The 22845-nt window shown below is 71.5% G+C and carries 18 protein-coding genes; 13 read left to right on the top strand and 5 right to left on the bottom strand.

The window, feature by feature from the left end:
- Window positions 1-34: 34 nt before the first annotated feature.
- Window positions 35-1249 (top strand): acetyl-CoA C-acetyltransferase, encoded by a 1215-nt coding sequence (locus OHT74_RS07770; RefSeq protein ID WP_266661930.1) that lies wholly within the window; start codon window positions 35-37, stop codon window positions 1247-1249.
- Between the two features lie 52 nt (window positions 1250-1301).
- The gene (locus OHT74_RS07765) at window positions 1302-3473 is read left to right on the top strand and encodes a 3-hydroxyacyl-CoA dehydrogenase NAD-binding domain-containing protein (protein ID WP_328619815.1); all 2172 of its coding nucleotides are present in this window, start codon (window positions 1302-1304) and stop codon (window positions 3471-3473) included.
- 36 nt (window positions 3474-3509) lie between these two features.
- On the opposite strand, the gene OHT74_RS07760 is transcribed toward OHT74_RS07765, so the two are convergent.
- Window positions 3510-4247, bottom strand: coding sequence for a MerR family transcriptional regulator (locus tag OHT74_RS07760; RefSeq protein ID WP_328619814.1), 738 nt, complete (start codon window positions 4245-4247; stop codon window positions 3510-3512).
- An 85-nt stretch (window positions 4248-4332) separates the two neighbouring features.
- On the opposite strand from OHT74_RS07760, the gene OHT74_RS07755 reads away from it, so the two are divergent.
- A complete protein-coding gene (locus tag OHT74_RS07755; protein WP_328619813.1) occupies window positions 4333-6213 on the top strand; it encodes an AMP-dependent synthetase/ligase in 1881 nt (626 codons plus the stop codon).
- A 55-nt stretch (window positions 6214-6268) separates the two neighbouring features.
- On the top strand, window positions 6269-7930 hold the full coding sequence (locus tag OHT74_RS07750; RefSeq protein WP_266661922.1) for a bifunctional aspartate transaminase/aspartate 4-decarboxylase: 1662 nt from the start codon (window positions 6269-6271) through the stop codon (window positions 7928-7930).
- Window positions 7931-7991: 61 nt separating this feature from the next.
- Here OHT74_RS07750 and sph read toward each other — a convergent pair whose 3' ends face one another.
- Window positions 7992-8981 (bottom strand): sphingomyelin phosphodiesterase, encoded by a 990-nt coding sequence (gene sph / locus OHT74_RS07745; protein ID WP_328619812.1) that lies wholly within the window; start codon window positions 8979-8981, stop codon window positions 7992-7994.
- Window positions 8982-9110: 129 nt separating this feature from the next.
- Between sph and OHT74_RS07740 the strand changes: the two genes are divergently transcribed.
- Entirely contained in the window at window positions 9111-10004 is an 894-nt protein-coding gene (locus OHT74_RS07740) for an oxygenase MpaB family protein (RefSeq protein WP_328619811.1), read from the top strand.
- Between the two features lie 58 nt (window positions 10005-10062).
- Here the strand turns inward: OHT74_RS07740 and OHT74_RS07735 are convergent, their stop codons facing one another.
- Both OHT74_RS07735 and OHT74_RS07730 read right to left on the bottom strand, forming a co-directional pair.
- Complete coding sequence (locus OHT74_RS07735) at window positions 10063-11568, bottom strand: M1 family metallopeptidase (RefSeq protein ID WP_266661916.1); 1506 nt, start codon at window positions 11566-11568, stop codon at window positions 10063-10065.
- A gap of 281 nt (window positions 11569-11849) precedes the next feature.
- Window positions 11850-12302 carry a hypothetical protein gene (locus OHT74_RS07730; RefSeq protein WP_443047305.1) on the bottom strand — a complete coding sequence of 151 codons (453 nt, stop codon included), beginning with the start codon at window positions 12300-12302 and terminating at the stop codon, window positions 11850-11852.
- Between the two features lie 147 nt (window positions 12303-12449).
- Here OHT74_RS07730 and OHT74_RS07725 point away from each other — a divergent pair, with 147 nt between their 5' ends.
- The 7 genes from OHT74_RS07725 to OHT74_RS07695 all read left to right on the top strand — a co-directional run bounded on the left by OHT74_RS07725 (window position 12450) and on the right by OHT74_RS07695 (window position 20060).
- Window positions 12450-13313: an SCO6745 family protein gene (locus OHT74_RS07725; RefSeq protein WP_328619810.1), complete on the top strand. Its 864-nt coding sequence runs from the start codon at window positions 12450-12452 to the stop codon at window positions 13311-13313.
- A 104-nt stretch (window positions 13314-13417) separates the two neighbouring features.
- A complete protein-coding gene (locus tag OHT74_RS07720) occupies window positions 13418-15898 on the top strand; it encodes a Tex family protein (protein ID WP_328619809.1) in 2481 nt (826 codons plus the stop codon).
- 147 nt (window positions 15899-16045) lie between these two features.
- Window positions 16046-16867: a GAF domain-containing protein gene (locus OHT74_RS07715; protein ID WP_328619808.1), complete on the top strand. Its 822-nt coding sequence runs from the start codon at window positions 16046-16048 to the stop codon at window positions 16865-16867.
- Between the two features lie 84 nt (window positions 16868-16951).
- Window positions 16952-17269, top strand: a complete 318-nt coding sequence (locus tag OHT74_RS07710) for a hypothetical protein (RefSeq protein WP_266661910.1) — start codon at window positions 16952-16954, stop codon at window positions 17267-17269.
- Between the two features lie 279 nt (window positions 17270-17548).
- Window positions 17549-18049, top strand: a complete 501-nt coding sequence (locus OHT74_RS07705) for an ImmA/IrrE family metallo-endopeptidase (protein ID WP_266661908.1) — start codon at window positions 17549-17551, stop codon at window positions 18047-18049.
- The gene (locus OHT74_RS07700; protein ID WP_328619807.1) at window positions 18036-19250 is read left to right on the top strand and encodes an MAB_1171c family putative transporter; all 1215 of its coding nucleotides are present in this window, start codon (window positions 18036-18038) and stop codon (window positions 19248-19250) included. The genes OHT74_RS07705 and OHT74_RS07700 overlap by 14 nt, the downstream gene beginning before the upstream one ends.
- Window positions 19251-19289: 39 nt before the next feature.
- Window positions 19290-20060: an SDR family NAD(P)-dependent oxidoreductase gene (locus tag OHT74_RS07695; protein WP_266661904.1), complete on the top strand. Its 771-nt coding sequence runs from the start codon at window positions 19290-19292 to the stop codon at window positions 20058-20060.
- Between the two features lie 8 nt (window positions 20061-20068).
- Here the strand turns inward: OHT74_RS07695 and OHT74_RS07690 are convergent, their stop codons facing one another.
- Window positions 20069-21706 carry an ABC-F family ATP-binding cassette domain-containing protein gene (locus tag OHT74_RS07690; protein WP_328619806.1) on the bottom strand — a complete coding sequence of 546 codons (1638 nt, stop codon included), beginning with the start codon at window positions 21704-21706 and terminating at the stop codon, window positions 20069-20071.
- 103 nt (window positions 21707-21809) lie between these two features.
- On the opposite strand from OHT74_RS07690, the gene OHT74_RS07685 reads away from it, so the two are divergent.
- A complete protein-coding gene (locus OHT74_RS07685) occupies window positions 21810-22781 on the top strand; it encodes a GlxA family transcriptional regulator (RefSeq protein ID WP_328619805.1) in 972 nt (323 codons plus the stop codon).
- The last annotated feature ends 64 nt before the right edge of the window (window positions 22782-22845 follow it).

Below are 22845 nucleotides of genomic sequence, written 5' to 3'. Positions count from 1 at the left end.
CCTCCCCCTTGGAAACCTCCGAAAGGCTTGACCAGTGAGCACCGAAGCTTACGTATACGACGCGATCCGCACCCCGCGCGGCCGCGGCAAGGCCAACGGCGCCCTGCACGGCACCAAGCCGATCGACCTGGTCGTCGGCCTCATCCACGCCCTGCGCGAGCGCAACCCCGGCCTGGACCCGGCCACCATCGACGACATCGTCCTCGGCGTCGTCGGCCCGGTCGGCGACCAGGGATCCGACATCGCCCGGATCGCGGCCATCGCCGCGGGACTCCCGGACACGGTGGCCGGCGTACAGGAGAACCGCTTCTGCGCCTCCGGCCTCGAGGCCGTCAACATGGCCGCCGCCAAGGTCCGCTCCGGCTGGGAGGACCTGGTCCTCGCCGGCGGCGTGGAGTCCATGTCCCGCGTGCCGATGGCCTCCGACGGCGGCGCCTGGTTCAACGACCCGATGACCAACTGGGACACCGGCTTCGTCCCGCAGGGCATCGGCGCCGACCTGATCGCCACCATCGAGGGGTTCTCCCGGCGCGACGTGGACGAGTACGCCGCGCTCTCCCAGGAGCGCGCGGCCACCGCGATCAAGGAGGGCCGGTTCGCGAAGTCCGTCGTCCCGGTGACCGACCGCAACGGCCTGGTCGTCCTGGACCACGAGGAGTTCGTCCGCCCGGGCACCACGGCCGACACCCTCGCCAAGCTCAAGCCGTCCTTCGCGGACATCGGCGACCTCGGCGGCTTCGACGCCGTCGCCCTGCAGAAGTACCACTGGGTCGAGAAGATCGACCACGTCCACCACGCGGGCAACTCCTCCGGCATCGTCGACGGCGCCTCGCTCGTCGCCATCGGCACCCGCGAGGCGGGCGAGCGGAACGGCCTGGCGCCCCGCGCCCGGATCGTCTCGGCCGCAGTCTCCGGCTCCGAGCCCACCATCATGCTCACCGGCCCCGCCCCGGCCACCCGCAAGGCCCTCGCCAAGGCCGGCCTGACCATCGACGACATCGACCTGATCGAGATGAACGAGGCCTTCGCCGGCGTCGTGCTCCGCTTCGTCAAGGACATGGGCGTCTCCCTCGACAAGGTCAACGTCAACGGCGGCGCCATCGCGCTCGGCCACCCGCTCGGCGCCACCGGCGCCATGCTGCTCGGCACCGTCATCGACGAACTGGAGCGCCAGGACAAGCGCTACGGGCTCGTCACCCTCTGCGTCGGCGGCGGCATGGGCGTCGCCACCATCGTCGAGCGCCTCTGAACCGCGTCCTGTATCCCCCAGACCTCCTCTCAGACACGGAAGTAGCGAGAACATGAGCGAGTCCACCACGATCCGCTGGGAACAGGACGAGACCGGCGTCGTCACCCTGATCCTCGACGACCCGGGCCAGTCCGCCAACACGATGAACCAGGCCTTCAAGGACTCCATCGCGGCGATCGCCGACCGCGCCGAGGCCGAGAAGGACTCCATCCGCGGCATCATCTACACCTCCGCGAAGAAGACCTTCTTCGCGGGCGGCGACCTCAAGGACATGATCGGGCTGCGCCCCGAGCACGCGCAGCTCGCCTTCGACACCGGCACCGCGATCAAGAGCTCGCTGCGCCGCATCGAGACCCTCGGCAAGCCCGTCGTCGCCGCCATCAACGGAGCGGCCCTCGGCGGTGGTTACGAGATCTGCCTGGCCTCCCACCACCGCATCGCCCTCGACGCGCCCGGCTCCAAGATCGGCCTGCCCGAGGTCACCCTCGGCCTGCTCCCGGCCGGCGGCGGCGTCACCCGCACCGTGCGCCTGATGGGCATCGCGGACGCGCTGCTCAAGGTCCTGCTCCAGGGGACCCAGTACAACCCCCAGCGCGCTCTGGACAACGGCCTCGTGCACGAACTGGCCGCCACCCCCGAGGAGATGCTGGCCAAGGCCCGCGCCTTCATCGACGCCAACCCCGAGTCGAAGCAGCCGTGGGACGTGCCCGGCTACAAGATCCCGGGCGGTACGCCGTCCAACCCGCGCTTCGCCGCCAACCTCCCCGCGTTCCCCGCGAGCCTCAAGAAGCAGCTGAACGGGGCCCCGTACCCGGCCCCGCGCAACATCCTGGCCTGCGCCGTCGAGGGCGCGCAGGTGGACTTCGAGACCGCGCTGACCATCGAGGCCCGCTACTTCACCGAGCTGGTCACCGGACAGACCGCCAAGAACATGATCCAGGCGTTCTTCTTCGACCTCCAGGCCGTCAACGCCGGCCGCAGCCGCCCGCAGGGCATCGCGCCCCGCAAGGTCACCAAGGTCGCCGTCCTCGGCGCCGGCATGATGGGCGCGGGCATCGCGTACTCCTGCGCCCGCGCGGGAATCGAGGTGCTGCTGAAGGACGTCACCCCCGAGGCCGCCGCGAAGGGCAAGGCGTACTCCGAGAAGCTGCTCGACAAGGCGCTCTCCCGCGGCCGTACGACCGAGGCCCAGCGCGCCGAGCTGCTCGCCCGGATCACCCCGACCGCCGAGGCCGCCGACCTGGCCGGCTGCGACGCCGTCATCGAGGCCGTCTTCGAGGACACCTCCCTCAAGCACAAGGTGTTCCAGGAGATCCAGGACGTCATCGCCCCCGACGCGCTGCTCTGCTCCAACACCTCCACGCTGCCCATCACGGGCCTCGCGGAAGGGGTTTCGCGGCCCGAGGACTTCATCGGACTGCACTTCTTCTCGCCCGTCGACAAGATGCCGCTCGTGGAGATCATCAAGGGCGAGCGCACCGGCGACGAGGCCATCGCCCGCGCCTTCGACCTCGTACGGCAGATCAACAAGACCCCGATCGTGGTCAACGACTCGCGCGGCTTCTTCACCTCGCGCGTCATCGGCCAGTTCATCAACGAGGGCGTGGCGATGGTCGGCGAGGGTGTCGAGCCCGCCTCCATCGAGCAGGCCGCGGCCCAGGCCGGCTACCCGGCCAAGGTGCTCTCCCTGATGGACGAGCTGACCCTGACCCTGCCCCGCAAGATCCGCAACGAGTCCCGCAAGGCCTTCGAGGCCGAGGGCCGGACCTGGACCTCGCACCCCGCGGACACGGTCATCGACCGGATGGTCGACGAGTTCGGCCGCCCCGGCCGCAGCGGCGGGGCCGGCTTCTACGACTACGACGAGAGCGGCAAGCGGGCCGGTATCTGGCCGGGCCTGCGCGAGCACTTCGCGAAGCCGGACGCGGAGATCCCCTTCGAAGACATGAAGGAGCGGATGCTCTTCTCCGAGGCCCTGGACACCGTCCGCTGCCTCGACGAGGGCGTGCTCACCTCGATCGCCGACGCCAACATCGGTTCCATCATGGGCATCGGCTTCCCGGCCTGGACCGGCGGCGTGATCCAGTACATCAACGGCTACGAGGGCGGCCTGGCGGGCTTCGTAGCCCGCTCCCGCGAGCTGGCCGACCAGTACGGCGAGCGCTTCACCCCGCCGACCTCCCTGGTGGAGAAGGCCGAACGCGGCGAGACGTACACCGACTGATCCCGCTGCGGGCGGCGTTCACTCGGACCCGGGCGTTCACTCCGAGCCGGTGGGCTCCGAGACGAACGCCGCCCGCAGTTCTTCCTTCAGTGACCGCTGGAACGCGGTCACCAGGGCCTGGACCACCATCGGCTGCATGTGCGCCGACAGCGCCTTCATCGACTCCACCCGCTCCGGATCGCTCTCGCCCTCCGTGAACGGGCCCCACACCTCGTCCCGGAACAGCGCCGTCAGCTGGTGCGCCGCCGTCCGTGCGTGCTCCAGCAGCACCTTGCGCGCCACCAGGATCGTCTCGTGCGCGATCGGCACGTCGAGCAGCGCGACCCCCAGCCGCAGCAGCCCCACGTCCACCCGGAAGCCGTCGCCCGAGGCGGCGAGCACGTTCATCGCGGTCAGCCGCCGCACGTCGTTGTCCGACAGGGTGCGCCCGGCCCGCCTCTCCAGCTCCTCGCGCGAGACCTCCTGGGCCGCGTCCGGGGCCCAACTGGCCACCATCGCGCGGTGGATCGCCAGGTCGTGCGCGCTCAGGTCGTCGGGCAGTGCGTCCAGATAGCGCTCGATGGCGGACAAGGTCATGCCCTGGTGCTGCAGTTCCTCGATCAGGGCCAGCCGGGACAGGTGCTCCGGCCCGTAGTGGCCCACCCGGCGAGGACCGATCACGGGAGGGGGCAAAAGCCCGCGGGTGCTGTAGAACCGTACGGTGCGCACGGTGACGCCCGCCCTGGCCGCCAGCTCGTCGACGGTGAGCGTCGGCTCCGGTGCCTGGTCGGTCATCGTCCGTGCCTCGCTCTCTGCTCCACAGCTTGGGTTCAACAGTATTGCTGTCGCACCAACGATGTGAAACGGCCAGGAGCTGCCCATGACCACGAAACTGCGACTGCCCGGACGACCCGAAGAGCTCACCCTCCCCGCGCTGCTGGCGCGCAACGCCGCCGAGTACGGGGATCTCCCCGCCCTCTCGTGGCGCGAGGGCGACGGCTGGACGACCCTCAGCTGGACCGAGGTCCGCCGCAAGGTCGCCGTCCTCGCCTCCGGATACGCCGCCCTCGGCATCGAACGCGGCGAACACGTCCTGATCATGATGGGCAACCGCCCCGAGCACTGGCTCAGCGACCTGGCCCTCGTCCACCTCGGAGCCGTCCCCGTCACCGTGTACGGGACCTCCGCGCCCGAGCAGATCGCCCACATCGCCCGTCACAGCCGGGCCCGGGTCGCCCTCCTCGAGGGCGCCCGCGAGCTGGCCCGGTGGGAACCGCTGCTCGCCGACGGGCAGGTGCCCCTGGAGCGGCTGGTCGTGGCGGAGGCCGCCGATGCGGGTACGCACCGTACGTACGGCTCCCTGCACGCGAGCGGCGCCCGTACGCACCGCCCCGACGCCTTCGAGAAGGCGTGGCAGGAGACCCGCCCCGAGGACCCGCTGACCGTCGTCTACACCTCCGGCACCACCGGCGACCCCAAGGGCGTCCGGCTGACCCACCGCAACATCATGCTCCAGTCCATCCGCCTCGACCGGCGCGTGGACCTGCCCGAGCACGCCGAGCACATCTGCTACCTGCCGTTCGCGCACATCGCCGAGCGGATCCTCGGCATGTACCTGCCGCTGCTGCGGGCCGCCCACGTCCGGCTCGTCGCCGACCCGGCCGCCGTGGGGAGTGCCGTCCGCGAGCTGCACCCGGTGCAGTTCTTCGGCGTGCCCCGGGTGTGGGAGAAGCTCGCCGCGTCCGTACGGGCCGTGCTCGCGCAGCTTCCGGCCGCGCAGCGGGACGCCATCGAGGCCGCGAACGACCTCGCCCGCGCCCGGGCGGGCCACCGGGAGCGCGGCGAGCAGATCCCGGCCGCGCTCGAAGCCTCGTACGCCCGGGCCAAGGAGCAGGTGCTGGACCCGCTGCTGGGCCTGGCCGGGCTGGACCGGCTCCGGTGGACGGCCAGCGCCACCGCGCCGATGCCGATCGACGTCGTGCGGTTCTGGGCGGGCTGGGGGATCACCATCATGGACGCCTGGGGGCTCACCGAGACCTCGGGCGTGTGCACGGTCAACAGCCCGGACGGCTTCCGGCTGGGCTCGGTGGGGCAAGCGATCGAGGGGCTGGAGCTGCGGCTCGCCGAGGACGGGGAGATCCTCACGCGGGGCGGGACCGTCTTCGGCGGCTACCTGCGGCCCGACGGCTCGCTGGAGAGCGCGCACGACAGCGGGGGCTGGTTCCCGACCGGGGACATCGGCCGCCTCGACGAGGACGGGTTCCTCTGGCTGACCGACCGCAAGAAGGAACTCATCATCACCTCGAACGGCAAGAACGTCTCGCCGGCCCTGGTGGAGAACACCGTCAAGGAGCATCCGCTGATCGGCCAGGCCCTGGTGCACGGCGACGGCCGCTCCTACCTCGTCGCCCTGCTCGTGCTGGACGGGGAGCTGGCCCCGGCGTGGGCGGCGGCCCGCGGCATCGAGGCCGGCTCGCTCGCCGGGCTCGCGGCGCACCCGGCCGTCCGGGAGGAGGTCGCCCGCGCGGTCGAGGCGGCCAATGCCCGGCTCAACCGGACCGAGCAGATCAAGCGGTACCGGCTGCTGACGCAGGAGTGGGGCCCGGAGACCGGGGAGCTCACCCCGTCGCTGAAGCTGCGCCGCCGGGTGGTCCGGGAGAAGTACGGAGCCCTGATCGACGGGCTGTACGAGGAGCCGTACGACGACGGGCACGAGGGCCCCTACGAGGGCGCGCACGAGGGCCCGCCCGGGGCCGTGTAGCCCGGATGGCCCTGTCCGGTGGGCGCAGCGCCGCCCACCGGACGAGGGTGGGAGGATGCCGGAGCCCCGTTTCAGCCGCGAGGAGATCCAGGCCCTCGCGCAGCTCAGCCCGTTCGAGCTGAAGGACAGGTTCATCCAGCTCGCGCAGGCGGCCCAGGCCGGCGAGCCGGGCCAGAAGGGCACCGCCGCCCGCGCCATGCTCAACGCGGGCCGCGGCAACCCCAACTGGATCGCCACCGGCCCCCGCGAGGCCTTCCACGCCCTCGGCCACTTCGCCCTGGACGAGTCCCGTCGCGTGTGGACCGCAGACAACCTCGGCGGGATGCCCGAGCGGCAGGCGATCGGAAAGCGCTTCGACGCGTGGATCCGGCGCCACCCGGACCTGCCCGGCACCGAGCTGCTGGCCGCGTGCGTCGCGTACGCCCTCTCGCGGTGGGGGTTCGACCAGGACGCCTTCGTGCACGAGCTGACCGATGCCGTCACCGGCGACAACTACCCGGTGCCGGACCGGATGCTGGTCCACGCCGAGCAGGTCGTCCGCGGCTACCTCGACTTCGAGATCTTCGGCGACCGGCCGGCCGTGGACCGGCTGTCGCTGTTCGCGACCGAGGGCGGCACGGCCGCCGTGTGCTACATCTTCGACTCGCTCGTACAGAACGGGATCCTGCGCAAGGGCGACAAGATCGCCCTGATGACCCCGGTGTTCACCCCGTACATCGAGATCCCCGGGCTCGACACCTTCGAGTTCGAGGTGGTCGACGTCAGCGCGAACCTGTTCGCCGAGACGGGCGTGCGCCAGTGGCGCTATCCGCCGGAGGAGATCGCCAAGCTCGCCGACCCGGAGGTCAAGCTCGTCTGCCTGGTCAACCCGAGCAACCCGCCGTCCCTGGCGCTGAGCGACCGGGTGGCGCAGCAGATCAAGGAGATCGTGGCCACCGCCAACCCGCGGCTGCTGATCGTCACCGACGACGTCTACGGCACCTTCGTACCCGGGTTCCGCTCGCTCGCCGCCGAACTCCCGCGCAACACGCTGCTGGTGTACTCGTACTCCAAGCACTACGGGGCGACCGGCTGGCGCCTCGGCGTCATCGGCCTGCACGACGACAACGTCATCGACGAGATGATCGCGGAGCTCCCGCAGGAGCAGAGGGACCGGCTCGCCCGCCGGTACGGCTCGCTCAGCCTGGAGCCGGAGCGGATCCGCTTCATCGACCGGATGGTCGCGGACTCCCGCTCGGTGGCCCTCAACCACACGGCGGGACTCTCCCCGCCGCAGCAGGCGCTGATGGTGCTCTTCTCGCTGTTCGACCTGCTGGACGAGGGCCAGGAGTACAAGGAGCGCATCCGCGGGATCGTCCACCGGCGCCTCGGCCTCCTGCTGGAGGGCGCGCAGATGAAGATCTCCGACGACGACAGGCGGGCCGGGTACTACGTGGAACTCGACCTGCTGGCCGAGGCGGAACGCGTCCACGGCAAGGACTTCGCGGACTTCCTGGAGAAGAACTACGAGCCGGTCGACCCCCTGTTCCGCCTCGCGGAACAGACCTCGGTGGTCCTCCTGAACGGCGGCGGCTTCGACGGACCGCAGTGGTCGGTCCGCGTCTCCCTGGCCAACCTCGACGACCTGGACTACCTCAAGGTCGGCCACCATCTGCGGGCGATCTTCCAGGAGTACGCGGCGGAATGGCAGCGCGCGCAGGCGGAGGCCGACGGCTGAGCTGCGTGCCGGGGCGGTCCCGCGGGTGCCCGTCGCGCGGCGGCACCCGCGGGAGCGCGGACTAGCGGCCGATCAGCGGGTAGTGGTCGGAGAGGTTGGTGTACGTGTACGAGGTGCCCCAGCTGGAGACGGTCCAGGGCGCCGACTGCTCCTTGACCACGTTGTTCTCCCAGCCCGCCGGACGGGCGTTGCCCTTGCGGTACAGGACGTAGTCCAGGTCCTCGCGCGGGTCGGTCGGGTAGCGGTAGTTCGCGATGGAGTTCAGCGCGGTGTCGAAGGAGTACGGGTGACCCGTGCGCGTGTCGGAGTTCGCCAGGTCGGCATTGGCGAGCATCGACGCGAGCTCAGGGGTGCGGGAGTCGACGTTCATGTCGCCCGCGACGATGACCTGCTCGTTCGCCGGGATGTTCTTGCCGTCCAGGAAGGCGTCTATTGCCTTGAACTGGCGGGCGCGCATCTCCGCCGCCTCGCCCGCGCCGCAGCCCGGGTCGGTGGACTGCGCGTGGGTGCCGACCACGTGGACGTTGGTGCCGTTGACGTTCAGCACCACGTAGGCGAAGCCCTTGTTGGACCACCAGTCGGCGCCGCAGGCGTCCTTGTAGACGACCTGCTCCTTGCGGATGATGGGCCACTTGCTCAGGACGGTGACGCCGCCGTCCTCGGGCGTGGTGGAGGAGTACGCGCCGCCTGTCGCGTCCCAGCCGCTCTTGCTGCGGCCGACGACCGGGGTCTGGTACGGGTACTGCGCCGAGGCGTTGGACTTCAGGGCGTCCGAGGCGCCGTTGTCGAAGGCCTCCTGGAGCACGACCACGTCGTGGCCCTGGAAGAAGGACGCCTTGGGGATCTCCGAAGCGCGGTGGTCCTGGCCCCAGTTGGGGTAGAGGTTCTTGCTCATCAGGAACACGTTGTACGTCAGGACGCTGAGCCGCGGGGCCGCGGCGCTCTCCGCGGCCGAGGCGGCCGGTGCGCTGGTGGCGGCCAGCGCGCCGACGGCGATCGCCGCAACGGCCGTGGCGGCGGCACGGCCCGGGCGGAGCTTGGTGTGCAGCATGAGGTCTCCATCGTTCCTGCAGGGGGGAGATCGACTCCGTCATCCAAGCAGCCGCGGTTACCTCTGGGTAACACCCGTGACAAGACTTTCTGTCCGGGAGCGGACGACTGGCCCTCGCATACTGGAACCATGAGAGAAACAGGGCTTCCCGCACCCGGACCGACGGCCGCGCGCCGCCCCGATCCCGAGCCGCCGGCGCCCGGCGGGGTGCTCTGGACCATCTCCGGCGACATCCGGGCCCTGCTGATGCTGCCCGCCGCCTTCACCATGCAGGTCGCCCACCCCGCGATCGGGGCCGGCGTCGACGAGCACTCGGTCTTCCGCACCGACCCCTGGGGGCGCGGCGAGCGCTCGCTGCGCTCCGTCCAGCTGTGGGTGTACGGCGGGGAGGAGGCCGCCGAGGAGGGCCGCCGGGTGCGCCGCCTGCACAAGGAGATCCAGGGCATCGACACCCGGGGCCGGCGCTACCACTCCCTCGACCCCGCCTGCTACTCCTGGGTGCACGCCACCGGGTTCCCGATCTACCTGTACGCCGGGCGCTACCTGCTGCGCCGCTTCACCCCCGCCCAGGAGCGGCAGCTGTACCGGGAGTGGCTCCAGGTGGGCCGGATCCTCGGTGTCCGTGACCGGGACATGCCGCAGAGCATCGAGGAGTACTGGGTCTACTACCGCCGGATGCTGGCCGAGGAGATCGAGCCCACCAAGGTCGCCCGCGAGCTGGTCGCCACGGACGTGCCGCTGCCCCGGCCCGAGGGCGGCTCGCTGCCGGTGCGGCTGCTGCTGCGGCTCACGTGGCCGGTGCTCCGGGCGGCGTTCCTGCACTTCCGGGCCTTCGTCACCGTCGGGTACATGCCGCCCGACGCGCGCGCCGCCATCGGGCTGGAGTGGAGCCCGGCCCAGGAGCGCAGGCTCCGGCGGTTCAGCACGGCCGTACGGCTCCTCGTACCGCTGCTCCCGGAACGGCTGCGGTACCTGCCGATCGCGCGGGCGGCGCGGGAGCGGTGGCGCGCCGGCGCCCCCTGAGGGGCGCCGGCGCGGGGTACCCGTACGAGCGGGATGCGACCGGGAATGCGACCGGGAATCAGTGCTCGTGGATCGTGTTCGTCTCGGCGATCTTCTTCCAGGACTTCGGCTCCACCGGCTTCGCGGCGGGGGCCTTGAAGGACCGGGCGGTCGGGGCCGCGGCGGCCGGCGGGGCGAACGCCGGCTTGCCCGGGGTGTACAGCCAGGTCTCGAACAGCTGGGCCAGCGGCTTGTTCGACACCTTCTCCGCGTACCGGACGAAGTCCCCGACCTTGGCGTTGCCGTAGGCCCGCTCGGTCGGCCAGCCCTTGAGGATCTGGAAGAACTTCTCGTCGCCGATCTCGTTGCGCAGAGCCTGCAAGGCGATCGCGCCGCGGTCGTAGACGGCCCCGTGGAACTGGTTGTCCGGGCCCGGGTCGCCCGGCTTGACCTGCCAGAACGGGTCGTCCGCCGCGCGCAGCCCGTACGCCCAGTCGGCGAGCTCCTGCGCAGTGCCTTCGCCCTCCTTCTCCGACCAGAGCCACTGGCTGTAGCGGGCGAAGCCCTCGTTGATCCAGATGTCCTTCCAGCCGTCGACGGAGACGCTGTCCCCGTACCACTGGTGGGCCAGCTCGTGCACGACCACCGAGACGTTGGCGCCGTTCGAGAACTGCTTCGGGCTGTAGAACGGCCGGGTCTGCGTCTCCAGCGCGAAGCTGGAGGGCACGTTCGGCACGTAGCCGCCCAGGGCGTTGAAGGGGTACGGCCCGAAGACCCCCTCCAGCCACTCGGCGACCTCGCCGGTCCGCTCCACGCTCGCGCGCGCCGCGCCCGCGTTGTCGCCGAGGTCCTTGCTGTACGCGTTGAGGATGGGCAGCCCGCTCGCCGTCTTGTCGGTCGTGACGTCGAACTTGCCGATGGCGAGGGTGGCGAGGTAGGTGGCCTGCGGCTTGTTCGAGCGCCAGTTGTACCGGGTCCAGCCGAGCCGGGAGCTCTGCGACTGGAGCACACCGTTGCTGATGGCCTGCGTACCGTCGGGGACGTTGACCGAGATGTCGAAGGTGGCCTTGTCGAGCGGGTGGTCGTTGCTCGGGAACCACCAGACGGCCGAGTCGGGCTCCTGCGCCGCGATACCGCCGTCCGGGGTGCGCTGCCAGGCCGACCAGCCGTCGATCTTGAACTCCGAGGGCTTTCCTGCGTACTTGACGACGACGCTCGCCGGCTTGTCCTTCTGCAGCGGCTGGGCGGGGGTCACCTCCAGCTCGTGGTCCCCGGACGTGGCGAACTTCGCCTTGGCGCCGTTGACCCGGATCTCGCTGACCTTCAGGCCGAAGTCCAGGTTGAAGCGGGAGAGGTCCTGCTTGGCGGTGGCCAGCAGGGTGGCGGTGCCCTCCAGCAGGTCCGTCTTCGGCTGGTACTGCAGGCGCAGGTCGTAGTGGGACACGTCGTATCCGCTGTTGCCGCTGGCCGGGTAGTAGGGATCACCGATACCCGGGGCCCCTTGGACCGAACTCGCCGCCGACGCCGGGATCACCAGCAGGAGGGAAGCGGCGAGCACGCTCGGGGCGATGACTTTGCGGTGCACGAAGAGCTCCAATGGGTAGGGAGTCAGTTCCGATCAAGGCCTTGTCGTCCGACCGTATTCACGCCTGACCCCCCACGTCATGTCCATGGCCCCTGCTGTCACACGATCGCCATTCGGCCGTCACGGGCCGGCGGCTGCACCGGGCCCGGACTGCGGCGCAGCCGGGCGCTCACCCTCCCGAAGAGGATGAAATCGGGGTGCGCGTACCGCCGGCTCCCGGGGCGCCGAAGTGCCGAAGAAAGGCCGGAAAGTGAGTGCGGCCGTCCGATGACGTTCGGCCCTCAGATGCCGTTCAGCTTCGACTGCGTCGACTGGAACTGGTTGCCGATGCCGGTGTCGTTGCTCGCGAACAGGCCCGAGGCGCCGCGCAGTGCGGTCTTCTCCGCCGACAGGCGGCCCATCAGGTTCTTCACCTGCTGGTCCCAGGTGTCCGCGACCTTCTTCAGGCCGGCGGCCGTCTCCCAGCCCTCGAAGCCCTTCTGGGCGGTGCCGGTGTCGGTGTCCGCGTGCTCCGCGGCCTTCTTGGTGTTCGGCTCCAGCTCGTTCTCGATCGTGTTCGCCGCGGTCTTCTTCTCGGCCGGCGTCGAAGCGAAGTCCCCGGACCCGCCCGGAACGAACGGCCCCATCGGCTTGGCCGGCCCGGTCGGCCCCGTCGGTCCGCTCGGATCGGCAGGCACGTGGTTCAACCGCATGCCGACCTGCAGGTCCGACACCTGACCGCCATCACCTGACATGTTCACGCCTCCCCGTTGGCATCGGGTCGATCCTATGCACGGCAACTGCATACCGGCCAAGCGCCCCTTGCCAATCTCACGTTTCCTTCACGGTCCGGCGAGCGGCCCGGACTACCGGACATACTGAGCGGTCGGTAACCTGAGCGTATGACGATTCCTGTGCGCGCAGCCCGCAACTGTTGGCATGCAGCGATCAACCCGCTGCACGCGACCATCTACTTCTCGCCCGACCTGGGCGAGGAGTTCGCCGCCCTCGGTGTCACCGAGCGGCCCGCCGTGAACCTCGCCTCGCGGTCCGCCGCCATGGGCGCCGTCGGAGCCGGGACGGTCACCGCCACCTTCTACAACTACCGCCACGACTTCGTCGCCCGGCACCTGCCCGCCGTCTGGGACACGATCACCCCCGAGCAGGCCCTCGCCGCCCGGCTGCGCGCCGCCGACAGCACCCTGCGCCGGCTGCTCGGCAACGAGACCGTCGAGTCCCCCGAGCTCGCCGAGGCCGCCGACCTCGCCCTGCGCGCCACCGAGGGCTGCAGCCGGCACGCCCGGACCCTGTACGCCGCCCACGCCGACCTCCCCGTACCCGAGGAGCCGCACCTGCGCCTGTGGCACGCCACCACCCTGCTGCGCGAGCACCGCGGCGACGGCCACCTCGCCGCCCTGCTCATCGCCGGGCTGGACCCGCTCGAGGCCCTGGTCAGCCACACCGCCACCGGCCGCGGCATGACCGCGAAGTGGAACAAGGCCATCCGCGGCTGGGAGCAGTCCGACCTGGACGCTGCCGCCGACCGGCTGCGCGAGCGCGGGATCCTCACCGCCGACGGCGAGCTCACCGAGGAGGGCAAGGCCGTACGCGAGCGCCTCGAGACCGACACCGACCGCCTCGACGCGGCCCCGTACGAGCACCTCGGCGCGGACGGCCTGGCCCGGCTCGCCGAACTCGGCGGCGGATTCGTGATGAAGGCCTTCGCCGCCGGCGCCTTCCCCGCCGACGCCTTCGGCAAGGCCTGACGGGGCCGGGCACAGGCCCGGGCGCGGGGCTCCCCGCCCCCGTCACCGCCACCTGCCACAATTGGCAGCCTTCCAGTGCAAACGAAGGCAGGCGGGACCCGATCGTGACGATGTCCATCGAAGGCAGGATCGCCGAGGAGCTCGGCGTACGGGAGCGGCAGGTCAAGGCCGCCGTCGAGCTGCTCGACGGCGGCTCCACCGTGCCGTTCATCGCGCGCTACCGCAAGGAAGCGACCGAGATGCTCGACGACGCCCAGCTGCGCACCCTCGAGGAGCGGCTGCGATATCTGCGCGAGCTCGAAGACCGGCGCGCGGCGATCCTGGACTCCGTACGGGAGCAGGGCAAGCTCGACGCCGAGCTGGAGGCCCGGATCAACGCGGCCGACACCAAGGCCCGGCTGGAGGACATCTACCTCCCGTTCAAGCCCAAGCGGCGCACCAAGGCGCAGATCGCCCGCGAGGCCGGCCTGGAGCCGCTCGCCGAGGGCCTGCTGGCCGACCCGTCGGTGGATCCGGCCGCCGCCGCGGCCGCGTTCGTGGACGCCGACAAGGGTGTCGCGGACCCGGCCGCCGCGCTGGAGGGCGCGCGCGCCATCCTCAGCGAGCGGTTCGCCGAGGACGCCGACCTGATCGGCGAGCTGCGCGAGCGCATGTGGGGCCGCGGCCGGCTCGCCGCGAAGGTCCGCGAGGGCAAGGAGGAGGCGGGCGCCAAGTTCGCCGACTACTTCGAATTCGCGGAGCCCTTCACCGCGCTGCCCTCGCACCGCGTCCTCGCCATGCTGCGCGGTGAGAAGGAAGACGTCCTCGACCTCACCCTGGAGCCGGAGGACCGCGAAGACGCAGCGAAGCCCGGCCCGTCCACGTACGAGGGCATGGTCGCGCGCCGCTTCGGCGTGAACGACCGCGGCCGCCCCGGCGACAAGTGGCTGGCCGACACCGTCCGCTGGGCCTGGCGTACGAAGATCCAGGTGCACCTCGGCATCGACCTGCGGATGCGGCTGCGCGCCGCCGCCGAGGACGAGGCCGTCCGGGTCTTCGCCGCCAACCTGCGCGATCTGCTGCTCGCGGCCCCCGCCGGCACCCGGGCCACGCTCGGCCTCGACCCGGGCTTCCGTACCGGTGTGAAGGTCGCCGTCGTGGACGCCACCGGCAAGGTCGTGGCCACGGACGTGATCTACCCGCACGTCCCCGCCAACAAGTGGGACGAGTCCCTCGCCAAGCTGGCGCGCCTCGCGAAGGAGCACGCGGTCGAGCTGATCGCCATCGGCAACGGCACCGCCTCGCGCGAGACCGACAAGCTCGCCGGGGACCTGATCACCCGCCACCCGGAGCTGAAGCTCACCAAGGTGATGGTGTCCGAGGCGGGCGCCTCCGTGTACTCGGCCTCCGCGTTCGCCTCGCAGGAACTCCCGGACATGGACGTATCGCTGCGCGGCGCGGTCTCCATCGCCCGCCGCCTCCAGGACCCGCTCGCCGAGCTCGTCAAGATCGACCCCAAGTCGATCGGCGTCGGCCAGTACCAGCACGACCTCGCCGAGGTGAAGCTCTCGCGCTCGCTCGACGCGGTGGTCGAGGACTGTGTGAACGGCGTCGGCGTGGACGTCAACACCGCCTCCGCGCCGCTGCTTTCGCGCGTGTCGGGCATCAGCGGCGGCCTCGCCGAGAACATCGTGGCCCATCGCGACGCCAACGGCCCCTTCCGCAGCCGCAAGGCGCTCAAGGACGTGGCCCGGCTCGGCCCGAAGGCGTACGAGCAGTGCGCGGGCTTCCTGCGGATCCGCGGCGGGGACGACCCGCTGGACTTCTCCAGCGTGCACCCCGAGTCCTACCCGCTGGTCCGGGGCATGGCCAAGACGGCCGGCAGCGAGGTGGCGGCCCTGATCGGCAACAGCGGCGTACTGCGCTCGCTGCGGCCGGAGCAGTTCGTCACCGAGGCCTTCGGCCTGCCGACCGTGACGGACATCCTGCGCGAGCTGGAGAAGCCGGGCCGCGACCCGCGGCCCGCCTTCAAGACGGCCACGTTCAAGGAGGGCGTCGAGAAGATCGGCGACCTGGCGCCCGGGATGATCCTGGAGGGCGTGGTCACCAATGTGGCCGCCTTCGGCGCGTTCATCGACATCGGCGTCCACCAGGACGGGCTGGCCCACGTCTCGGCGTTGTCGAAGAACTTCGTCAAGGACCCGCGGGACGTGGTCAAGCCGGGCGACATCGTCCGCGTGAAGGTCATGGACGTGGACATCCCGCGCAAGCGGATCTCACTGACCCTGAGGCTGGAGGACGAGGCCGACCGCTCGGCGGGCGCACCCCGGCAGCGCGAGGACCGCCAGGACCGCCAGGACCGGCAGGACCGGCAGGACCGGCGCGGCGGCGGCCGTCCCCCGCAGCAGCGCGGAGGCGGCCAGGGCGGCGGCGGCCAGCGCCAGGGCGGCAGCCAGGGCGGCCAGCGCCAAGGCGGGGGCCAGGGTGGCCAGCGCCAGGGCGGCCAGGGCGGCAGCGGCTCCCCGGCCCCGGCCAACAGCGCGATGGCGGACGCCCTCCGCCGCGCCGGCCTCACCGGCGCCCCCGAGGACCGCCGCAAGCGCTGACCTTGCGCAGCCCGCGGCTCCTTGGGCGGTCGGCCGAAGGAGCCGCGGGCGCCGACTTCCTGCAGATCGTCAACTCCGAGCCGCCGCACGGGAAATATGGGACTCTGCGATCCCAGACCTTCCGCGAGCGGGGAGTGGCACGGACGGATGAAGCAATGGCTGGCCGAACGGGGCGTCCACTATCTGTTCCTGCTCTTCTCCGCCGTCCTCGGTGTGGCCGTCGCCGTCGTCTCCGTGTGGGCGGACGGGGCCCAAGGGGCCGACAAGCGGCAGTGGGCCCTCATAGCCGGCGTCTCCGCCTTCGGCGTCGTCCTGATCACCCACTTCGAGAAGCGCCTGGTGGAGAAAGGCAAGAAGCGGGCCGAGGACCGAGCCATCCGGGCGGAGGCGGGGATGGCGCAGCTGTACACGACGACGCTGCGTCCCCTGAGCGACAAGATCAAGGCGCTGGCGGAGTTCTACGCGACCGCGGCCCCGCTCCCGTCCATGCTGCCCGCGCAGACCGTCGCCGACCTGGACGACATGCGCAAGGACATCCTCGATCAGGTCCTGGCCGGAGCGGTCGACCTCACGGCTCCCCCGATGGGGCCGAGCTACCTCCCCCGCGCGCGGTGCAGTTTCTACCTGTACGACGCCGCCACGGGCGGTTTCACGCTGGAGGCCAGCTTTCCCGGGTACCGGCCGCCCAGAGCCGTCATCGACCCGGTCGGCGCGGCGCACATGAAGAACGAGATCCTCGGCGGCGGCGGCAAGACCTTCAGGATCGACGGCGAGCAGGTGACGCGGTCCTATCTCATCCCCGAAGGCACGGGATACGAAGCGGTCATCGCCGTCCCCGTCATCCACGGAACCCAGGAGATAGGCGTACTCTCGGTCGACGCACCCCGCTTCGCGGACTTCATCGATCCGCACGTGACGCTCATGGAATCGCTCGCCCGCATCCTCGCCGCCTCCTACGCACTGAAGTAAGGGAGGCTTCCGATGGCTTCGCAGGATCCAGGCGAATCCCGCCAGGCGCCGACGCCGGCACCCGGGCGGTCCGACGAACACCCCATGCCCCCGCACCTGGAGGGTGTCGGTCCCGAGAACTGGCATCGGCTGCTGGAACACGAGCGCGTCCGCCAAGCCGCCCTCGACGCGGCACGCCGCCACGTGGAGGCCGAACTGGACCGTCCGCGCGAGCGGAGCCTGTCGAACCTCGGCGTCACCGCCGTCGCGTCGGTCGTGTTCGGCGTCATCGCCGTCGCCCTGTTCGCCACGGGCTTCGGGCAGTGGAGCATCCTGCCGCTGGCCCTGCTGGTACCGGCGTTCCTGCTGGCCCTGCGCTACGCCCTGCTGGTGCTCCGCGCGGGCACGCAGGAGAGGCCGTAGCGGCGGGGGGAAATCCGAGGGTGTGGTTGTAGCCACCGGCGGTTGGTGGGGCGGGTTCCGGGGTGGCCGAATAGGCACCCCACCTGGGCAGCTGCCTTGCGAACTCCCGTACAAGATCTGTAGGCATGGTGGAACGCCCGTTCGCCGACTGGTGAACGGGCTTCCGTTTCTCCCCTCAGGACCCCACTCCCAGAGGCCGCCTTGAAGGCACAGGACGCCATGCCCACGCCCACGCACGCCTACCGACGCTGCCCGCGAAAGGGTCCGAAGAGGGATCACATGCCCCACTCGCAACCCAGCCTCCGTAAACGGTGCGAGAAGATTCTCGGCCATCTGGATCTGACCCATCCCTTCTCCCTCGAAGGGCTGTGCAACCGGATCGCCGAGCAGCGCGGGCGCCCCATCCGACTGCACCCGCTTCCCAAGGAGGCGGCGGAATCCGGGGTCTGCGGGCTGTGGGTGGGCACGGCCACCGTCGACTACGTCTTCTACGAGGCCCAGACCACCCCGCTCCACCGCGAGCACATCGTGCTCCACGAGCTCGGGCACATCCTGTTCGGCCACCACTCCCTGGAGGCGGAGGACACCGACGGGCAGGCCCCGGTCGTCCTCGGCCGCACCAACTACACCACCAGCCAGGAGCGGGAGGCGGAGATGCTCGCCAGCATGATCCGCATCCGTACGACGGGTCCCTGCCCGCAGTCCGCCGCACCCCGCGGCACCCTCGCCTGGCTGGAATCCGCCATGGGTTACGGGCGGGGGAACCATGGGCGCCGCTGAGCTCACCGCCTTCGGCGACTGGCTCGCCGTGCCCAGCGTGGTCTGCCTCTGGATCGCGGTCCTGCTGCGCGCCCCGGCCGCCCTGCGCTCCCCGCAGCAGCGCGGCCTGTGGCTCGCCGTCGCCACCGCCGCCGCGGCGATGACCCTGAACCTCCCGGACATCGTCACGTACGCGATGCGGGATCCGGACTACGCGCACTCCGTCGGGCTCGTCCGCAACCTCATCGGCGTGCTCTCCGCGGGCACCGTGCTCTACTTCGTCGCCGCCGCCACCCGCGGTCGGGTCCTCCAACTCGCCGCCTGGACGGGCACGGTGGCCTGGCTGACCGTCCTCGTGGTGCTGGACGCCGCCGCGCCCGCGCACGGCACGCACACCATCCCGACGCAGGGCGATCCGGTGCCCTCCCTGGCCTACTGGCTGTTCCTGATCTCCGCGCACCTCCTCGCCAACATCACCTGCGTCTCCCTCTGCTGGCGCTACAGCCGCCGCAGCGAGAGCCGGGGCCTCGCCGCCGGGCTGCGGCTCTTCGGCCTCGGCACCGCGCTCGCCGGCCTGTTCTGGTTCGTGTATCTCCTCAAGGCCCTGTTCGGCAGCACCTGGGCGATGCCCGCCCTGCCGCTGATGATGAACCTGCACGGGCTGCTGCGCGCCGCCGCGATCCTCGTGCCGACCCTGTTCGTCCTGCGCCGCACGAGCGCCGACATCGCCACCGCCTGGCGGCTGTGGCCGCTGTGGCACGACCTGGTCCAGGCCGTCCCGCACGTCGCCCTCACCAAGCCGCGGGCCGGCCGGGTCGTGGAGCTGCTGTGGCCGCCGGTGCCGCGCAACCTGCTGGTGTACCGCAAGGTGATCGAGACCCGCGACGCGATCCTGATCCTCGGCGAGTACGTCGCCCCGGGCGCCTGGGACCTCGCCCGCGGCCATGTCACCAGGCAGGGGATCCCCGAGCAGCGGCGCACCGCGGCCGCGCTGGCCTGCGTACTGAAGGAGGCGCGGCAGGCGAAGCTCGCAGGACGGCCCGGACAGCCGGGGGAGGACGCGGCCTGGGAGCTGCCGGCCGCGATGCAGACCTCCGCCGAGGGCGGCGACCTGGACGACGAGGCCCGGTTCCTGGTCGACGTGGCGCAGGCCTACGGCTCGCCGGCGACCACGGACTTCACCCCGGAACGCCCGAACGCCGTGCAGGACCTGGGGACCTGAGGACCTGAACCCTGAACAACCGTAGGAAGTGACGTTCTCTTGACCACCGTTCTGATCACCGGGGCCAGTGCCGGACTCGGCGCCGCCTTCGCCCGCGGCTTCGCGGCCAAGGGCTGCGACCTCGTCCTGGTCGCCCGCGACAAGGACCGCCTCGAAGCCGTGGCCCGGGAGCTCGGCCGGGAGTTCGGCACGGCCGGCGAGGTGCTGCCCGCCGATCTGCTGGACGACGCGGACTGCACGGCCGTCGCCGAGCGGCTCGCCGACCGGGACCGGCCCGTGGACATCCTGGTCAACAACGCGGGCTTCGGGCTCCCCGCGCCGTTCCCGTACAGCCCGGTCGAGGACGAGGAGCGGATGCTCGACCTGCTGGTGAAGGTCCCGCTGCGGCTCACCCACGCCCTGCTGCCGCGGCTGCGCGAGCGCCGCCGGGGCGCGGTGGTGAACGTCTCCTCGGTGGCCGGTCTGCTGCCGACCGGGACGTACGGGGCCGCCAAGGCCTGGGTCACCGCGTTCAGCGAGTCCCTGCGGGTGGACATGGCGCCGTACGGGGTCCGGGTGCTCGCGGTGGTCCCGGGGTTCACCCGCACCGAGTTCCAGGCGCGGGCCGGGATGGACGTCAGCGCCCTGCGCGAGGCGGTGTGGCTGGAGCCCGAGGCCGTGGTGGCCAAGGCCCTGCGGGACCTGGCCCTGCGCCGGCCGGTGAGCATCACCGGCCGCCGCTACCAGGCGTACGCGCTCGCCGTACGGCACCTGCCGCGCGGCCTCGTGGCCGAGCGGCTGGCCCGCAAACGCCGCGCGCCGCAGCAGTAGCCTGCGGGCTAGAGCTCGGTGACCTTGCCGTCCGCGACCTCCAGGCGGCGGGTCACGTGCACCGCGTCCAGCATCCGGCGGTCGTGCGTGACCAGCAGCAGAGTGCCCTCGTACGCCTCCAGGGCCGACTCCAGCTGTTCGATCGCCGGAAGGTCCAGGTGGTTCGTGGGCTCGTCCAGCACCAGCAGGTTCACCCCGCGGCCCTGGAGCAGCGCCAGGGCCGCCCGGGTGCGCTCGCCGGGGGAGAGCGTGGCAGCCGGGCGCAGTACGTGCACGGCCTTCAGGCCGAACTTGGCCAGCAGGGTCCGGACTTCGGCCGGTTCGGTGTCCGGGACCGCCGCGCAGAAGGCCTCCAGCAGCGGCTCGTCCCCGAGGAAGAGCCCGCGCGCCTGGTCCACCTCGCCGATCAGCACACCCGAACCGAGCGTGGCCGCACCGGAGTCGGGCGCCAGCCGGCCGAGCAGGACGGCGAGCAGGGTGGACTTGCCCGCGCCGTTGGCGCCGGTGATCGCCACCCGGTCGGCCCAGTCGATCTGCAGGCTGGCCGGGCCGAAGGCGAAGTCCCCGCGCCGGACGGCCGCCTCGTTCAGGGTGGCGACGACCGAGCCGGAGCGCGGCGCCGCCGCGATCTCCATGCGCAGCTCCCACTCCTTGCGGGGCTCGTCGACGACATCGAGCCGCTCGATGGCGCGCTGCGTCTGGCGGGCCTTGGAAGCCTGCTTCTCGCTCGCCTCGCTGCGGAACTTCTTGCCGATCTTGTCGTTGTCCGTTGCCTTGCGGCGGGCGTTCTTGACGCCCTTGTCCATCCAGCCGCGCTGCATCTGGGCCCGGCCTTCGAGCGCCGAGCGCTTGTCCGCGTACTCGTCGAACTCCTCGCGGGCGTGCGTACGGGCCCGCTCGCGCTCCTCCAGGTACGCGTCGTAGCCGCCGCCGTAGAGGTTGATCTGCTGCTGGGCCAGGTCCAGTTCGAGGACCTTGGTGACGGTCCGGGTCAGGAACTCGCGGTCGTGGCTGATCACGACCGTGCCCGCGCGCAGGCCCTTCACGAACTGCTCGAGGCGCTCCAGACCCTCCAGGTCCAGGTCGTTCGTCGGCTCGTCGAGCAGGAAGACGTCGTAGCGGGAGAGCAGCAGCGAGGCGAGGCCCGCGCGGGCCGCCTGACCGCCGGACAGCGCGGTCATCGGCAGGTCCAGGCTTACGGCGAGCCCGAGCTCGTCGGCGACCTCTTGGGCCCGCTCGTCGAGGTCGGCGCCGCCGAGGTTCAGCCACTGGTCCAGCGTCGTCGCGTACGCGTCGTCCGCGCCGGGGGTCCCGTCGACCAGGCCCTGGGTCGCCACGTCCAGCGCCGTCTGGGCGGCGGCGACGCCCGTACGCCGGGCCAGGAACTCCCGTACGGACTCCTCTGCGCGCCGCTCCGGCTCCTGGGGCAGGTGGCCGACGGCGGCGGTGGGCGGGGAGAGCCTCAGCTCACCGGTCTCGGGCGTGTCCAGGCCGGCGAGCAGGCGCAGCAGGGTGGACTTCCCGGCGCCGTTGACGCCGACGAGGCCGATGACGTCGCCGGGCGCGACGACGAGGTCGAGATCGGCGAAGAGCGTGCGCTCACCGTGCGCGGCGGTGAGGTTCTTGGCGACGAGGGTTGCAGTCATGGTCCGTCGATCCTATCCGCGCCCCTCCGCTCCGCCGGACCGTGGCCGTAAAGGTGGGATGGACGTCATTGCGGTCATCGACAGGGCGTCACACCATGGGGTCATGTCGTTGCGAAAAGTGCTCGTCGTCCTCTACGACGGGGTGCAGAGCCTGGACGTGACCGGGCCCGTGGAGGTGTTCGCCGGGGTCGCCCGCTTCCCGGGGCGGGCCGGGGACGGGTACGCGATCCGTACGGTGTCCCCGGGCGGGGCGCCCGTACGGACGAGCAGCGGGCTCACGCTGGTGCCGGACGGGGACCTGGCGAGCGCGCGGCCGGGACCGGGGACCACCGTGCTGGTGCCGGGAGGCCAGTACCGGGGGGACTTCGAGCCGCGGCTCACCGCATGGCTGCGCGTGCACGGGGAAGGCGCGGAGCGGCTGGTCTCCGTGTGCACGGGCGGGCTGCTGCTGGCCGAGGCCGGGCTGCTGGACGGGCGGCGGGCCACGACGCACTGGTACGTGTGCGAGCAGATGGCCCGGGACTACCCGAAGGTGACGGTCGAACCGGATCCGATCTACGTACGGGACGGCCGGGTGGCCACCTCGGCGGGGGTCACGGCGGGGATCGACCTCGCGCTGGCGCTGGTGGAGGAGGACCACGGCCGGGAGCTCGCGCTGGACATCGCGCGGCACCTGGTGGTGTTCCTGCGCAGGCCCGGGAACCAGGCGCAGTTCAGCGCGCAGCTGGCGGCGCAGACCGCGCAGCGGGATCCGTTGCGGGAGGTGCAGCAGTGGATCACGGAGCATCCGGGGGCGGACCTGAGCGTGGAGTCCCTGGCGGCGCGGGCCAGGCTGTCGCCGCGGCACTTCGCGCGTGCGTTCCAGGTGGAGACGGGGGTGACGCCGGGGCGCTACGTGGAGCGGGTGCGGGTGGAGCACGCGCGGCGGCTGCTGGAGGACTCGGGGGACGGCGTGGCCCAGATCTCCCGGGCCTGCGGCTACGGCACGCCGGAGGCCCTCCGGCGGGCCTTCGTGAAGACCCTGGGCCAGCCCCCGGCCGAATACCGCCGCCGTTTCGGCCCCGACCGCACGTGACCGACCCGCCCCCGCGCCTGAAACGCCGGCGGGGCCGGATTCGCCGGCGCCGTCTGACCAGATC

Origin of the sequence: Streptomyces sp. NBC_00354 (assembly GCF_036106915.1) — a bacterium.
GTDB lineage: Bacteria > Actinomycetota > Actinomycetes > Streptomycetales > Streptomycetaceae > Streptomyces.
Note: the sequence above shows the minus strand (reverse complement) of the source record. Positions and strands in the feature narration are given on the sequence as shown.

Coding starts and splice junctions, on each gene's coding strand:
- OHT74_RS07765 (WP_328619815.1), top strand. CDS start 1,302: ATGAGCGAGTCCACCACGATCCGCTGGGAACAGGACGAGACCGGCGTC.
- OHT74_RS07760 (WP_328619814.1), bottom strand. CDS start 4,247: ATGACCGACCAGGCACCGGAGCCGACGCTCACCGTCGACGAGCTGGCG.
- OHT74_RS07755 (WP_328619813.1), top strand. CDS start 4,333: ATGACCACGAAACTGCGACTGCCCGGACGACCCGAAGAGCTCACCCTC.
- OHT74_RS07750 (WP_266661922.1), top strand. CDS start 6,269: ATGCCGGAGCCCCGTTTCAGCCGCGAGGAGATCCAGGCCCTCGCGCAG.
- sph (WP_328619812.1), bottom strand. CDS start 8,981: ATGCTGCACACCAAGCTCCGCCCGGGCCGTGCCGCCGCCACGGCCGTT.
- OHT74_RS07740 (WP_328619811.1), top strand. CDS start 9,111: ATGAGAGAAACAGGGCTTCCCGCACCCGGACCGACGGCCGCGCGCCGC.
- OHT74_RS07730 (WP_443047305.1), bottom strand. CDS start 12,302: ATGTCAGGTGATGGCGGTCAGGTGTCGGACCTGCAGGTCGGCATGCGG.
- OHT74_RS07725 (WP_328619810.1), top strand. CDS start 12,450: ATGACGATTCCTGTGCGCGCAGCCCGCAACTGTTGGCATGCAGCGATC.
- OHT74_RS07715 (WP_328619808.1), top strand. CDS start 16,046: ATGAAGCAATGGCTGGCCGAACGGGGCGTCCACTATCTGTTCCTGCTC.
- OHT74_RS07710 (WP_266661910.1), top strand. CDS start 16,952: ATGCCCCCGCACCTGGAGGGTGTCGGTCCCGAGAACTGGCATCGGCTG.
- OHT74_RS07705 (WP_266661908.1), top strand. CDS start 17,549: ATGCCCCACTCGCAACCCAGCCTCCGTAAACGGTGCGAGAAGATTCTC.
- OHT74_RS07700 (WP_328619807.1), top strand. CDS start 18,036: ATGGGCGCCGCTGAGCTCACCGCCTTCGGCGACTGGCTCGCCGTGCCC.
- OHT74_RS07690 (WP_328619806.1), bottom strand. CDS start 21,706: ATGACTGCAACCCTCGTCGCCAAGAACCTCACCGCCGCGCACGGTGAG.
- OHT74_RS07685 (WP_328619805.1), top strand. CDS start 21,810: ATGTCGTTGCGAAAAGTGCTCGTCGTCCTCTACGACGGGGTGCAGAGC.